6 protein-coding genes are annotated in these 14,588 nt (G+C 59.3%); all 6 read right to left on the bottom strand.

All coding sequences use genetic code 11. The features are described 5' to 3' along the window. Positions 1 to 168: 168 nt before the first annotated feature. Complete coding sequence (locus BM198_RS26635) at positions 169 to 615, bottom strand: hypothetical protein (protein ID WP_074973724.1); 447 nt, start codon at positions 613 to 615, stop codon at positions 169 to 171. Then, complete coding sequence (locus tag BM198_RS29955; protein WP_139233717.1) at positions 584 to 1,402, bottom strand: hypothetical protein; 819 nt, start codon at positions 1,400 to 1,402, stop codon at positions 584 to 586. The genes BM198_RS26635 and BM198_RS29955 overlap by 32 nt, the downstream gene beginning before the upstream one ends. Next, complete coding sequence (locus BM198_RS26630; protein ID WP_074973722.1) at positions 1,395 to 7,967, bottom strand: hypothetical protein; 6,573 nt, start codon at positions 7,965 to 7,967, stop codon at positions 1,395 to 1,397. The genes BM198_RS29955 and BM198_RS26630 overlap by 8 nt, the downstream gene beginning before the upstream one ends. A gap of 24 nt (positions 7,968 to 7,991) precedes the next feature. Next, the gene (locus tag BM198_RS26625; RefSeq protein ID WP_139233716.1) at positions 7,992 to 12,527 is read right to left on the bottom strand and encodes a thrombospondin type 3 repeat-containing protein; all 4,536 of its coding nucleotides are present in this window, start codon (positions 12,525 to 12,527) and stop codon (positions 7,992 to 7,994) included. Positions 12,528 to 12,821: 294 nt separating this feature from the next. Beyond that, positions 12,822 to 13,691 (bottom strand): peptidyl-prolyl cis-trans isomerase, encoded by an 870-nt coding sequence (locus tag BM198_RS26620; protein WP_074973718.1) that lies wholly within the window; start codon positions 13,689 to 13,691, stop codon positions 12,822 to 12,824. Next, positions 13,678 to 14,556 (bottom strand): peptidylprolyl isomerase, encoded by an 879-nt coding sequence (locus BM198_RS26615; RefSeq protein ID WP_074973716.1) that lies wholly within the window; start codon positions 14,554 to 14,556, stop codon positions 13,678 to 13,680. The genes BM198_RS26620 and BM198_RS26615 overlap by 14 nt, the downstream gene beginning before the upstream one ends. Positions 14,557 to 14,588 lie beyond the last annotated feature (32 nt).

Below are 14,588 nucleotides of genomic sequence, written 5' to 3'. Positions count from 1 at the left end.
ACCTGGGCCATAGGGCACCAGGAATCAAAAGGTGCCAATTAAAACACAGGCGAAGCACTATCAAACGGGGTGGCCGTTGTGGCTACACACCGCGCGCCTAAACAGCGAACCTGCTGCCAGCACAAACACGTCAATTCAAAATCTCTCTCACTGCGCCCCGCTGTGTGCCTACATAGGCATACCTGTTCGCTCATCGGCCTTGGCCAACATCCAGGCGGCCAGCGCGCTTTCGTCCTGGATCGAACAGTGAGCCGGAACCAAGGCTCGCTCTTCGTACCAGTCGTCTTCATCCAGCGACAGCACTTGAATCACTCCACCTTCGTCGTCATGCAACACCATGATCGCGGGCTCCAAGCTCGCCGCCTGCAGCGGCTCCAGAATCTGCCGCATCTCATCCGGATCAAAACTCACGTCCCACGACATCAGCAGCGCATCGGGCCGAGGAGACTCTATTTCTTCAGGCAGCGCAATGAACTCCAGAGCAGCATAAAGCGGCTGCCACTCGGGCGGCTCATCCTCGACAAATACCGACTTGTCGGTGCTCAGGTTCAAGCGAAGCCGATCCAGCAACAATGCTGGCAGTTCAGTCAGCAAAATACGAAATTTTATCTCCATCGAGCCTTATCCTTTTCTCTTCGGGGATTGAGTAGTAGACCGCATCCAGATACTCAAGAAGTGCGGGTGTGAATTCGCGATTAACATACTGCCTAAAGAAAAATTTAAACGCCTCATCCGAATAACCACCCGCATCAACAGCAGCACTTCCAAACAACATACTTATTGACCCTTCAGATGTCACTTCCATATATTTTTTGTGCCGCCCCAAAATCGCAGAGCACAAAGAATCAAACCTGGAAAAGAATTGAGGAAACAAGCAATTATTTCCATTCCCCTCATAGCACACTTTTGAAAAAAAGCCCGAGAACATTTTTACAAATGAATTCCCTTCTAACGCAAGAAGGTAGCCGCCCTCTGAAAGAACATCATCAGCGGCCTCAATAAAAAAGCCGATTTTTCTCATAAAAGTTAGCGAGGCAGATGACGAGCCATCTACATAACTAATAGCACAATCACTCATATTGATAATTAATAAGCACTCGTATCGACGCAAAATCGTTTTATAGAAATCCAAATCCAAACAGGGCGCAGCTAGGCATATATAGACTGCCAACATTTCACTCAAGTCATTCTGGCGATACCCTCCAAGCTCGTCCTCACACTCTAGGAACGGCTCATAAGACTCTAGCTCTCCCTCAAAGACCAATCGTTTTAATGCGCGCGTAAAATTCTTACCACGCTCTCCAAAGACATCTTTCTCAAGCAACTCCTTATAAAGGATCTTTCGCTCCTCTGCTTTAAGGTCAACCCCTTTCGGGTAGACACGAAAATATCCCTTAGTCATCGTCACACCCTATATAATTAGCCAGCTTTTCATCTATAGCTTCTTGCGTCTTGCGAAGCCACTCATCTGGAAAAACATCCGTAATATCAGAATTTATAAAATCCTCAATGCCAGGAATTTCATTGAGACTTTCAAGCAACTGGCTTGCTTCCTTGGCATCAGACATAGCCTTCTTAACATATGCAACATCGTCATCGGAGTATTTCAAAGCCTTTAGCAACTCATCAGCCAATTTATCATCATCAAAGCTATCGCCGAGACCATCAAACAGCGGATTGAAGAAAGCTTCACCTCTGTACTGCCCATCCACGGGGAAGTTACTCATTTTTCTGGAAAAACTTGGGGCGCTGCTCAGCCGGTCCTTGAGTGCGTCATAATAGCTTTCTCTACTGCCCGGAATTTTTGTTTTTGTGGGAAAACCATTATTAACATAATGATCACTAATCAAACCCTTAAGCTTCTTACGATGATGCCGCCACTGCTGGACTTGCCAATGAAAAGCACCATTAAGCGCGATGAGATTGCCCCTATACCTACCCTCGTTAGCAATTCGATCCAAAAGGAATTGACGATGATAAATAGACTCTCCTTTACCGCCATCCCCCGGAACGTTGAAAACCGGGATTTTCTTCAGAAATCTATCCTTCGTAGGGAGATTGGGGGTATCTACTTTACTATCCCCGCCATTTTTGTATACGCTAGTCACGTTCAATGACTTTAACTCTACCCACGTATTTGATTCATCTTTTCTTTCAACCCCAGCCAGCTCTATATCCGGCCGCCTAATAATTAACTGCCCCTCATCCTGCCGATTCCCATAGAGAGGAACCCTTCTTACCTTATCCAGCGCAACAATTTTATACTCTCCGAGCGCATGATAATAAGCAATCATGAACATCTCATACATATGCCCATGACTGAATGACGTCACACTGCACCTGTAGGCCCCGTTATCATTGAGGTCATCAACCATTCTCCAGGCGTCCTTGTTAAAGGCAAACGCCAGCCCTTTGGAAAACTGAATTAGCGATGAGCGCAATTTACTTTTTGCTTCCTTGAAGCCATACGGCTTACAAGTATCGCTTTCTTCACCGCATTCAGCATTGTAGAGGGCATAGCCCATTGCCGCGATGTAGAGAATCGGGGGAATACGGGAGTTAGTCTTACCAACTGCAAATCGGGTCAAGTTTCTCTTAAAGTTTTTCCCCAGCTTTTTCCCAACGCGTGCAGCCACTCGCGCTACCACTAATATCGCCCCCCCCAAGCCAGCAGCGGGGCCACCCGCATAGGCTCGATCAACCAAAACACGGGAGGGATCTAGATACGAGAAGCCATCGTCTTCCTTTGAGGCAAAAATCTCCCTCCGGAAGGAGACCGAGGAATCCTCTAACCCCAGGTAAACATTGCCTAGAAACTCTACAAACTCTTCCGGCTCATCCTCATACACAGGGTCCACTGCCTTAACAGTCTCGACCCAAGCACCAAACTGCGCTCCTGTCAGGCGGCACGGGTTGTATGGCACTTCATCAACACTGTCCTTGAAGGCATACAGCACATTGGCCGTGCAGCTTTGATTGATGTGCGGCACGACAGGCTTGATGGTTAGCCAGCCATTGGAGGGCATCGCCATCCAGTCCAGCCAGACATGCAAGTCAGCGGTACGGGTAGTGGAGCGGGCGATGAACGCTGCTGCATCTGGCCGATCCTGAATCACCTCGGACAAGACGACGAGCGCAAGGATGCGCTTGTAGTACGCATCCATGGAGGCGGCTGGATACTCCTCAATTGCCGCATAGACTTCTTGCGTCAGGACGCGCTGGAACGGCGCCGGCGACGCTGCGATGTAACGGGAGATCCGCTCCGTTGTGCCGCGCAGGTTATGTCCCTCGGGCATGGCCTCCAACAGCCGCAGCAACGCCTGCGCCTTGTCGGCCTCTTCGGTTGCAGACTCCATGATCTGCAAGGCAAGGCGACGCTGTGCATTGAAGGCGCCCGGATCGCGGGTATCTCTCCCAAGCACGTCTTGAACTTCGTCCGTTGTGAAGCCCTGGTCCATCGGCACGGCGCCTAGTAGTCGGGTAGCCGCCTCGGCGGAATAGGACGTTACGGTGACCGCTTCCCCATTGATGGCAATGGGGACGCTTCTGTGGCCAGCCTGGGCAGTGCCGGCCATCCTGATATCGAGCGTGCCTTCGCCCTGGGCATCCAGCACGACTGTGGTGTCCGCAGCCTGCCCGTTGACGGTGACAAGAGCTGGCGCGCTACCAATCCCTATATCAAGGGCGCGCAGACCCATGCCTCGACCTTTCAGCAGGTGCAGGTCGCCCCCTGAACTCACAACCGCAGGGTCTATTGAAACGGTGCCACGCAACTCACCTAACTCGTAGGTGAAATCACGCCCTTTGATGAAAAGCGCCAGCCGGTTCTGGCCCGTGGCTAAAGAGAGCGGATAAGTGTCCTCCTGCTGGCCAGCCGGCGCCTTGTGCCTCACAACAAGTTTGCCCGCGCTGATTTCGAAACTGAGTAGATCGCGCCAGGCCATCAGCACACCCGCATCGGCGCCTTCGAAGACCATATTCAGATGGGCCCCCTCACCTGCCACGGCTTCTTCAACACGGGCCAGATCGGAGACATGCATCCCATAGCCCTTGTAGTTCATGGCAACCGGCATGTTGTCGGTATTACTTTGCTGATAACGGAAACCTGCAGCACTGGCCTTCTTGATTCCGTCGACCAGAAATTGGCTTCTGCCCAGGTCGCTTGGGCGCAAGCTGAGGATCGACTGGCGATTCGAATCGGTTGGGTTGCCGATACGTACAGCAACCGTTTCATTGGCCTTCCCCTTCAGCCTCAGTTCCTGTTGTACCGGCACGGCAACTTTCAATACCCCGCCTGCCTGGCGGGGCACATCCACGTAGCCATCCGGGCTGGCCACCAGAGCAACGGCACGTCTTTTTGGCAGGATGCTGCCAACAGTGGGCAGTACTTCGTATTCGATTCTCTGCTGCCGGGCGCCGCCATTGCTGAAATAGACGCTGGCGGGCCCAGTCGCGTATCCCGTGTGCCAGCGATAGACAAGATTGCCTTCGGCATCGACGCGCCCTTCCAGTAGCGTTCCCTTGCTCACCTTGACGCCCAGCAACTCGGGCTTGAGGTTCGAGCCGGCGACGTTCGGGACACCGAACTTCAACTCGACGACTTGGTTTTCCCGGACTTGCAGGGGCTCGGGCGCGCGGACACTCAATTCACCGACGCTGTATTTGAAGCGTTGTTCAACGCCATCAACCTTGACGACCAAGTAATTGTTGTCACCGGCGTGCTGGGCCTTTCCTATCTTTATCTTGAAGTTGTTTCCTGCCGAAACCTGGCTGTCATCGGTGATTTCTCCCTCACCCTCAATCGAAAGGTCAGCGCCGAGCCCATTTACGACCGGGTTGCCGTTGCGATCCTTGATCAGGATAGTGGCCTCTATCTCTCCCATTCCCCCCGCCAACAACTGCCCGTCCAGACGAGCCGTTATCGTTGCGACCTCGCCGGGAACCACCAGGATTTCCTTGAAATAGGCTTTGGCATCGCCACCTTGGAGGTTGGCATAAACCCGGGCCTTGCTGCCGGCAACGGGGGGCAAGGTCAGGACGGTGGAGAAGATTCCGGTCTCCCCGGAGTTATCGACCATGGGGGATACGGAGCCACTTCCCTCCACACCCCAGCGCACGGTCTCAGGTTTCTTTATCGATTCACGTCGCATGTAGTAACCGGCCAGAATCGCCTTTATGTCGACGACCGGGCTATCGGCACTGAGGTAGTAATAACGTCCTGATTCATTGATATCCTCATCGTCATCAGCAAATACGGTGAGGTATTCAAAAGCCCACTCAAGCAGGGTATTGCCCTTGTCGTTGTTGGTATAAAGGCGCATGGACAGGAAGTCATCGACGTCCAGACTCCCGAGGTGCTGGAGATTATCAAACCGGATCGTTTGATCTTTCCCGACAGCCACCTTTACTTCCTGCTCGCCAAACGCAAGCACAATTTCCTTTTCTCCAGCTTGGCTCCATTGCTCAAGTGCTCCTATTTCGGATCTGACCAGATCGTAATAGAGCTCAAGGAACTGGTCCGAACTTGCAATGACCGGTTTTGCATCGCCATAAACCTGATCAATTTTCTTATCTGCATCCACTCGGCGGACCTCTTTCATGTTCAGCTCATACAGGCTGAACTGAAGCTCCGAGCGATAGCGCCACTGGTAGATGGGCTCAGGCTTCTTGAGGTTCAGATTCGGGTTTGCCCTGTCTGCTACTCGGTAAGCCTGGCGGGCCAGTTCGCTGGCCTCCTCGTCGTGTATGGGGACTTGAACAGGCACATACCGGGACGGCCGGTACTTCAGGATGCCCTGGCCATCCCCCTTGGAAGAGAAGTCCGGATTGCGGTTGTCCGGCTGCCCGGCAACCTGCAGATAGAGGTGTTGCTTGGCCAGCACTTTCTCCGGCAGTTGAATCACCTGGACCTGCTGCCCCGGTTTGATCTTGAACTGGGAAAGGCTGTTGGCCCCGACGGGGGCCAGTTGATTGGCGGCGACGATCTTGGCCAGACGCCCGGTATAGCCATAGTCCGCCATCTCTTCGGGAAGGGGGCTGCCGTCTGCATCACGCCAGTCCGTGTAGATGGCGATGCTGACGTCGCTTCCCAGGCCAGCCCCCTCGTTGCCGATGAGCTGCTTACGCACCTCTCCCTTGGTCATGCCTTGTTCGATCTTGTTCTTGCGCTCCGCCCAGACTTTCAGGTTCGGCGGGGCGAGTTCGATCTGCTGGCTGTCGAAGTTGAGACGGTTGCCGATGGCCACTGCGCTCTGCAGCTGGACCTTGGCGCTGCCCATGTAGCCGGTGGGGCGGTTGATGGCAATGATGCGTACAACCTCACCCGCCTTGAGGTGGTTGGCGGCGTACTTCTGGAATTCCGGACGGAAACCGCCGGCACTCTGCAACTTGGTGAAGTTGGCCTCTCCGGTGCGAAGCGATGCAGTGTAGTAATTCTCTACCGATCCACGGAGCTGGATGGTGTAGCGGAAGCTTCCCTGCTGCTGGTCGACCCCCGAGTAGTTCTTGTTCAGCTCATCCGGCATGAGCCCTCGACGCTCGGCGACGAGTTGCCCATTCGACTCCCTGAAGACATAGATGTCGGTATCGAGCAGGTCGGCCTTGCTGATGGAGGACAGCAGGCCACGGTCTTCGAAGTCGGGCGCGGTATCGATTAGACGGGTGAAGTCCGGCCCGGTGTCTTCGGTGCTGGCGGGAACGGCGTCGTAATGACTGGTGAGGTAGATACCCTGCAGCTCCGCTTCAGCCAGGGTGGTGGTCACGAAGACCTCCCTGGATTGCCCGTCGACCTGTTTGGTGACCTTCTTGCCGGGCACGACCCAATCGGGTTTTCCATCACCGTCGAAATCGTATTTTTCCTGCAGGTGATGCCCGCGTTCACCTGTCTGCGCGTTGTAGGCCGTTTCATCGCCAAATTTGACGTTGCCGAAGCGCGCTGCCCCGTCGAGCACCATGAGATCGACCGGGAAGTCACGGGGGATCTTCAAGGGGGTGGCCATGGTGGCGACCACGGCGGCGGCGCCCAGACTCCAGACGCCCAGGCCGTTACAGCTGTCCTCGTCCTGTCGCACCATGTAATAGGGCGTATAGGAGGTGCCACGGGGGTTGAAGCGCTTGTAGTAAAGCTCCAGGTAAACGGGGGTCGTGAAAGGGAAGTAGAAGCCCGGGCAAGGAGGCAACTTGTAGCGCATGGAGAACTTGCCGCTCACGTCCGTCATGGTATTTCCCCCCACGACATGCGAGCCCATGGTGACCATGGTGCCCGGCAAGGGGCCGTAGATTTCGGATTCGTGATCACGCCATGGGGCCTGCGAAACCTTGCCATCCTTGCCGAAGAATCCCACGCGAAAGCCAATTGCGTTGGCGGTCTGGTGAATGATTTCACCCACGTCCGAAAGCAGCAGCGATTGGCTCGAGGAGCTGGGAACGACGCTTGAGCGGATGGGCAGCTGCAGCAGCACCAGGTCCTTGCCGGAGGCGTCAAACAACTGCTGGTCCGCCCTCACCAGAACGGTCAGGGTACCGGCGTCGAGCGGAGGCTTGGTAATCGCCTTTCCGTCCACGGTCTTGAAGCTCCGGCTGCGGTAATCCTTCGCCGTTAGGACCTGCCCGTCGGGGTAGCGTGCCTGCGAATCCTTCAACCGCTGCAGATAGGCCCGGTAAGAGTCGCCGGACATCACCTGCACCCGTTCAAGACGGTCAATCGCTTCGCCAATCTCCCGGACTTCCTTGCCGGTGCTGTCGTATTCAACGTAGACAGGGCGCTTGTTGGGGCCGGGAACGATAGCGCGCGTATAGACCGCGCCGTACTTGTAGTACGTCTGCGGGGTATAGATGCCGGGTAACAAGCCGAACCCGAAATACGCTTGGGCGGAGGCCACCCATCCCCCCATCAGAAGACCCAGGGCCAGGATTACCCCGGCACGACGACGGCGTTTCAACATGGAAGGCACGACCAACATGTCCATCTGTCAAAGATTCCCTTGGCCGACTCAGCGGCCTTTGTTCAAGCGATAGAGTTCGGCCTGCAGCTGACGCAGGTTGAGCTGCCCCTCGGCGTAGGCCTTCAGCACAGGCTGCGCATCGAGGTCCGCCAATGCGAAGCCGAAAAGATCGAGGTTGCCTTGGGCAAGCGTGCCCTGGCTGCGGATACGGCCGTTCTCGATCACGCCAGCCCCCACCGGTACGATGCTCGCTGCCTCACGGTCCAGCCCCACCATCACCACGTAGGTGCCGTCAGGGGGCAGGTAATCCAGACTGCCGCCCAGGCGCAGGGCTGCGAGGTCGACCCTCATGGAGCCCTGGACTTGCACCCCGGCGGGCTGCAGCGAATACATCCAGTACGGCATGGCCAGTGGCTCTACCGGGTATGGCAGTTCACCGAGTTCAAGTGTCTGGGCATGCAGGTCCCCGTCCTGGCGACCATCGGGGAAAGTCAGGCTGGCGTTGCTCAGGTCGAGCTTGAGCTCGCCGTCCAGCAAGCTCAGCTGGGTGCCGCCCCTTACGGGGACATAGGGCAGGGACGGGTTGAGCTGGGAGAGTTGCAACCGCCCCAGGTCGTTGCGCTCACCACCCTGTATGGTCACGACCAGGCTGTCAGCCCCGAAGCTGCGATTGGCCGCCCCCGGGTTGAGCAGCAGGCGGTATTGACCACTCGGGATGGTCTGCTCTGCGCTGTCACCAAACCCGAAATTGAAGGCACCATCACGGTTGGTACGGACACTCCGCCCCAACTCCTCAAGACGCACCTCCACATTGGCTACCGGCTGCTGGAGCTGATCCAACAGCGCACCCGAGATGAACGTGGGCAAGGGACGGGTGCGATAGCGCATGCGCTCCAGCTCCCGTCCGTCGTAGCTCACCTCGACCGATACCTCCGCGTTGTAGGCAAGGTCCTGCTTCGGATAGAAGGCGATGACCTGGCTGCCGGGTAGTTCGGAGAGGCGGCCAGCCACGGGTTGATGGTCACGGTCCACCCGCACCAGTTGGTAGCCCTGGGCTTTAAGCTCACTGGTACCCAGCTCGTCGAGATCGACATAGGAGTTTCCATGAACGGTCTCGAAGACTTCGATCTTGAGCTTCGACAGGTCGATGGCCTGGTTGAAGTAGAAGCTGATGAAGCCGTTGGGCTCGACGAAGCGGGCATTGTTCGCCGGTTCGATGCGCTCAAGGGCTATCGGCACCTGCTGCGGAGTAACCAGGGCGATGGTGCGTGCGCTCTGCGCCACCACCTTGCCGTTCGCACCCTGGAGCACCGCCAGCAGTTGGTACTGGCCGCTCTGCGGCGGGATCTGCAGGGTGGCACTCTTAAGTGTGGTATTACCCGTCAACAACGCATCGGCGACCAACTCACCGCTGGCTGTCAACAGCATCGCCCGTGGCGCCAGTTGGCCACTGACATCGTCGATTCGCGCCGCCACCTGCAGGGAGAGCGGCTCGCCCAGGTTGAGCAGCTCGGTACCGTCGGTGGGGAAGACCCAATGGATGGCCGCCTGCGCCGAAAGCTCCAGGCTGTATTCGCGGCGCAATTGGTTGCCTGCCTGGTCGCGGGCCTCCAGGGTCACGCTCACGAGCTGACCAATAGGCAACGCAATGCGGCTGGTGAAGCGGAACTCGCCGGCCTGGCCGCCGGGCTCCAGGGCCACGTCGCTGCCATTCACCTGGAAGCTGGACAGATTGGCTTCGCGCAGGGTGCCTTTGAGCGGGTAGGGCTGCTCGCTTACACGGTTCCTGGCGGGTAGCTCCACCAGAGGCTGGTCGAGGGTGATCTGTGGTGGCTCCTGATCGAGCGTCCAGCTAAGGGTTTGGCGAGTCTCCTGACCACCAAGATCGCGGGCCAGCAATTCGACGGAGTAGCTGCTCTGCCCCTCAGGCGCGCTCAGCGCCTCGCGCAGGTCATACAACTGGGCGCCCGGCTCGCGAAGAACCAGATTGCGGCCGGCGACACTGATGCGCTCCAGGCCGGCCTCGGCATACACCTGACCGCTTAGCATGAAGCCGTTGCCTGGCAGCAGGCTGCCGTCAGCGGGTGACAGATTGTCGAAGCGCGGAGGCTTGAAGCTGGTCTGGGGCGGCTGGTAGGTCACCATCAGGCTGCGCTGGACGCTGCGCTGATCCACCCAGGCCTGGATGGTCAGGGTATTGGCGCCCGGCTGCAGGGCGATGGGGTCGGACTGGAAGCCGAACAGCGTCACCTGGTCAGTGACCAATACGCTGGCGGGCTGGCCATTGACCAGAACCTCCATCCGCTGGGCGGCTTTGTCGCTGCGCAGTTGACCGCGCACCACCAGGCTGGCGTCCTTCACCGTGGCGCCCGGCAGCGGGTAGTCGACTGTCAGGGCGATGTCGTTGGCCAGCGGCTCACGCTCCACGGTACGCGCCAGGCTCGCGTGGTTGCCGGCCTTGTCGAAGGCGGTCAGGGTCAGCCGGTTGGTACCTTCCAGCAGCGGTACGCTGGCGCTCCATTGGCTGCCCTGCAGGGTCACGGCGAAGCGGGTGCCTGGGAACCGGTCGGAGGTGAACTCCAAGCGCGCCAGGCCGGAGGCGCTGTCACTGGCGCTACCGCTCAGGGTGATGCTGTCCTCGTTGGCATTGATGACCTCAGGCCCGTCGATGGACACGACGGGCGGCTGACGATCCGGGAAGCTGGTGGGGTCGTTCGGGTTGGTGCCAGCTGCCAGCTCATCGTCGTTGCTGAAGCCATCGCCATCGCGATCCAGGTCGGCGTTGTCCCCTATGCCGTCCTTGTCCAGATCCTTGCTTTCCGTCTTGTCGTATGGAAATGCGTCCTGGTCGTTGGGAACGTCGTCGCCGTCGATATCATCGTCCAGCGCATCCGGAATGCCGTCCTTGTCCATGTCCGGCGGGGTGCTGGTCTTGTCGTCCGGATCGTAGCCAAGCTGGATCTCGTAGTCGTTGGAGATGTCGTCGCCGTCGCGATCCGGATCGAGGTTGTCGCCGATACCGTCGCCGTCCAGGTCGCAAAGCAGGCCGAAGTCCAGCTTGCCCAGCGCGGCCAGGTCCTGGCGCGCCAGGGCCTGGGTCTCCAAGGACAGGTTGGCGGCCACGGCGCCGCCGATGAGCTGAGACGCGTACTGCTGGGTCAGGTTGCCCCGGGCGTAGACGAAACCGGACACCATGGTGTTGGAGCCGAGCACAACATTGCCCTCGGCCAGCACCAGCAACTGCGAGGGGTCGCGCGCTTGGCCGGAAGCCTCGGCGTTGAAGCGTGCCAGCCAGGGCAGCTCAAGGTTCTGCGCCACGTGAAGTCGCACAGTGCCAGCACCCACTGGAACGATTCGTGACTCGCTGGCCAACGTGAGCTTCTCGATCCAGTAGTCACCGGCGGACAACTCCAGAGTGCCGCGGTACCCCACTTCCACTTCCCGCAGGCGGTAGACGCCCGGTTTGGTGAAGCGTGCAGTAGCCATGCCGGCAACATTCAGTCGCCGCCAATCGCTGCGGCTGCCATCCATGATCTGCGTGGTGCCGTAGCCCAGGTTCTGGTTGAAGTTGGAGCCAGTCTTGAGAAAGACCGGCAGTTGCGGAGCAGGCGCGGGCGTATAACTGGGCTGGCAATCCTGGGTGCCACAGCTGCGGATGAAGGAAGCGAAGCTATTGTCGACCTGGCTCGCCGGCAGGTAGGCGGACACGCCATCGCGCAACTGGGCATTAAGCCCGAAGCGTATGCGCCCTCCGACGGTGTGGCTCTGCAGGCCCCTGGCGAAGGCAGCCGTGCACTGGCTCGGCCGGACGGAGGGGGGGGCCATCTTGGGCACGCTCTGGGGGTTGCGCGGGTCGCTTCCGGCCAGGCGCTCGGCTTCATCGTCATAGCCGTCGCCGTCCGTATCGTCGTCAAGCAGGTCAAGAACACCGTCGCCGTCCAGGTCAGTTCGCTCGCTGCACTGGTTGTTCCAACCCAAGGCAGCAATGGCGTCCATGCGCGTCTCGATGCGCGCGGCGGTATCCACCACGACGTTACGGGCGTTGAGGCCACCCCGCAGGCGCGAGGCGAAAGCGCCTCGATAGTCACCCTCCACATAGGCCAGGGCGGCAACGGTGGCAGACGATTCAAGGTTCAGATTGCCACGTACGAAGAGCTGCAGTGCCTCCGCACTACCCTCGCCGTTGAGGCTGGCCTGGTAGGGTAAGTTCAGCGACGAGCCGACCATCACCCGTGCGTTGCCGCCACCGATCAGCAGTTGGCTGTTGGAGGCCATGTCCAGTTGATCGATCCAGTAACGGCCGGGTGCCAAGGTCACCTTGGCGCCATAGCCGATGCTCAGGCGCTGGATGTAGTAGGCCTGGTGACGAGGATTGAAGGTCAGGGTGGCGCCCGCATCGACGCTGATGGTGCGGTAGCGGTTCAGGTCGCTGCCGCCTGCCTCGCCCACGCCCAGATAGCCCAGTTTCAGGTCGTTTTCGCCGTTGATAGCGGGGAGCATCAGGCCGGCGAAGTCAGCGGCCTCCAGGCCACTGGCCTGGCAATCGCGTTTACCACAGCTGGGAGCACCCCAGGGATTCTGCACGCGTACAGTGTCGATCGACAGGCTCGGGTTATTCTGCAGCGTGCCGCCCCACTGGAAAACGACACTTCCATTACCGTGGGTCTGCAGACCGCCACTGTAGACTGCACGGCATGACTCAGCGGCCTGCGCCAGGTTGCCTGCGGCCAACAGGAGCCAAGCCAACCCCATCAGCAAACGGCACTGCCCGCCCTGCCCCCCCAGCATCCCCATAGTTCGACCGTCCACTGTTGTACAGGCTGCCCTGCCATTTCCCTTTGCCGGCACCTATCGGCCAGCCCATTGCAATTCGCTCGTCTAGCGCGAGCTGTATTGCACCTTCACCTGGCGCATCGCCTCTTCGCTCAGGCGCTTCACCGCCTGCTTGAGGGACTGCGGCGCCAGCTTCTCGCGTATCTCGCCACTCACTTCTGAAAGCGGTCTGGCCGGCAGGCGCTCCTCACCGGTCACCCGCACCAACAGCAACTGGCCGTCTGCATAGAGCGGCGCGATGCTGCCCGCCTCGGTGGTCTCCACCAGGCCGCGCAGCGGCTGCTCCAGCAGTTCGGGCTTGATGCGGTTGCTGCGGTACTCCAGCGGCTTGCCGGCGGCGCGCCATGCGGCCACCTGCTTCTGCCAGTCGCGCCCCTTGGCCTCCGCGCCGCTGAGCAGTGCGATGAGTTCTGCACGCTGGGGCTCTTCCAGCACCTGGTCGCTGGCGATGATCTCGAAGCTCTTCTCCACGCCGCCGCCGAACTCCTCGGGGTGGCGCTGGTAGTAGTCGGCCACCTGCTCGCTGGTGACCGGCTCCGGCGTGGCGTGCTGTTCCAGGTAATGGCGTACCAGCAGTTCCTCGCGGTAGGCCTGGGCCTTGAGGTCCAGCTGGGCGCGCTCGCCAGCGTCCAGCTCGCGCTCGGCCACTAGGGCCATGGCACGGCTGGCCACCAGGCTGTCGAGGATCTTGCGTTCCACCTCGTCGTTGGCGAAGAGCGGCGCCGACTCGCCCAGCGTACGTTCGATGGTCAGCTCCAGCTCGGCCCGGGTGATGGGGCTGTCGTCCACCGTGACCAGGGTCGCCGAAGGCTCGACCGGCACCTGCGCCAGGGCATCGGCGCCGTCGTCGTCACGGCAGCCGGCCAGAAGCGCCGCCGCCAGCAGGCAGCCCAGCGGCCATTCAACCCGCGGCACGGTCTTCGCCTTCCTTGGTGGCGGTGCCCTCGGCCGCGGCCGGTGGCGTCTTGCGGTCGATCTTCGCCGCTTCCTTGAGGCGCTCCAGCTCGGCCTGCTTGGCTTCCTGGCGCAGGCGATAACGGATGTCGCCGCTGACCGCTTCGAACGGCTGCTTCACTACCTGCGGCCCCTCGATCACCTTGATCACGTGGAAACCGAAGGGGGTCACCACCGGCTCGGACACCTCGCCCGGCTTCATGGCGAATACCTTGCCGCTGAAGGCCGGGTCGATGGCGCCGTCCTGCAGCCAGCCTAGGTCGCCGCCCTGCTTGGCGGACAGCTGGTCCTCGGAGAAGGTGGCAGCCAGCGCGGTGAAGTCCTCGCCGGCGTTGACCCGCGACTGCACTTCCTGGGCCTTGCTCAGCAACGCCTGGCGCTCGTTCTCGCTCATGCCGGGGTTGGTGCGCAGGAGGATGTGGGCGACGTGCACCTTGCGCGCCTGGAACTGCTCGGGGTTGGTGGCGTAGAAGTTGCGCACCGCCTCGTCGGTCACCCGCTCGCGGAGGAACTCCTCGAAGTAGCGGCTGATCAGCATCTGCTTGCGGAACTCGGCCACCTCGGTCTCCACCTGTTCGGCGGGCAGCAGGCCCTGTGCCTCGATCTGCCCGGCCAGGCCCTCGCGCTCCAGGTACTCATCCAGCTCGCGGCTGACCCACTGGGTGTTCTGCGCCGGCACCCGCTTGAATTTGAGGAAGGCATCGAATTGCGCCTGGGTGACCGGCTTGCCGTTCACTTCGGCAATGGAGTCGTCGGAAGAATTACAGCCGGCCAAAAACAGCGCCATGATCGAAGACGCCAAGGCTAGGCGCGAAAACTGCTTCATTTGGATAACCACCTTTATAAGGTCAAATTCCT

Origin of the sequence: Metapseudomonas otitidis (genome assembly GCF_900111835.1) — a bacterium.
Classification (GTDB): Bacteria; Pseudomonadota; Gammaproteobacteria; order Pseudomonadales; family Pseudomonadaceae; genus Metapseudomonas; species Metapseudomonas otitidis.
The sequence above is the reverse complement of the archived record's forward strand: the minus strand, read 5'-3'. Positions and strand labels throughout refer to the sequence as shown.

Excerpts from the sequence above, each read along its gene's own strand:
- BM198_RS29955 (WP_139233717.1), bottom strand. The coding sequence starts at position 1,402 with ATGACTAAGGGATATTTTCGTGTCTACCCGAAAGGGGTTGACCTTAAA.
- BM198_RS26630 (WP_074973722.1), bottom strand. The coding sequence starts at position 7,967 with ATGGACATGTTGGTCGTGCCTTCCATGTTGAAACGCCGTCGTCGTGCC.
- BM198_RS26635 (WP_074973724.1), bottom strand. The coding sequence starts at position 615 with ATGGAGATAAAATTTCGTATTTTGCTGACTGAACTGCCAGCATTGTTG.
- BM198_RS26615 (WP_074973716.1), bottom strand. The coding sequence starts at position 14,556 with ATGAAGCAGTTTTCGCGCCTAGCCTTGGCGTCTTCGATCATGGCGCTG.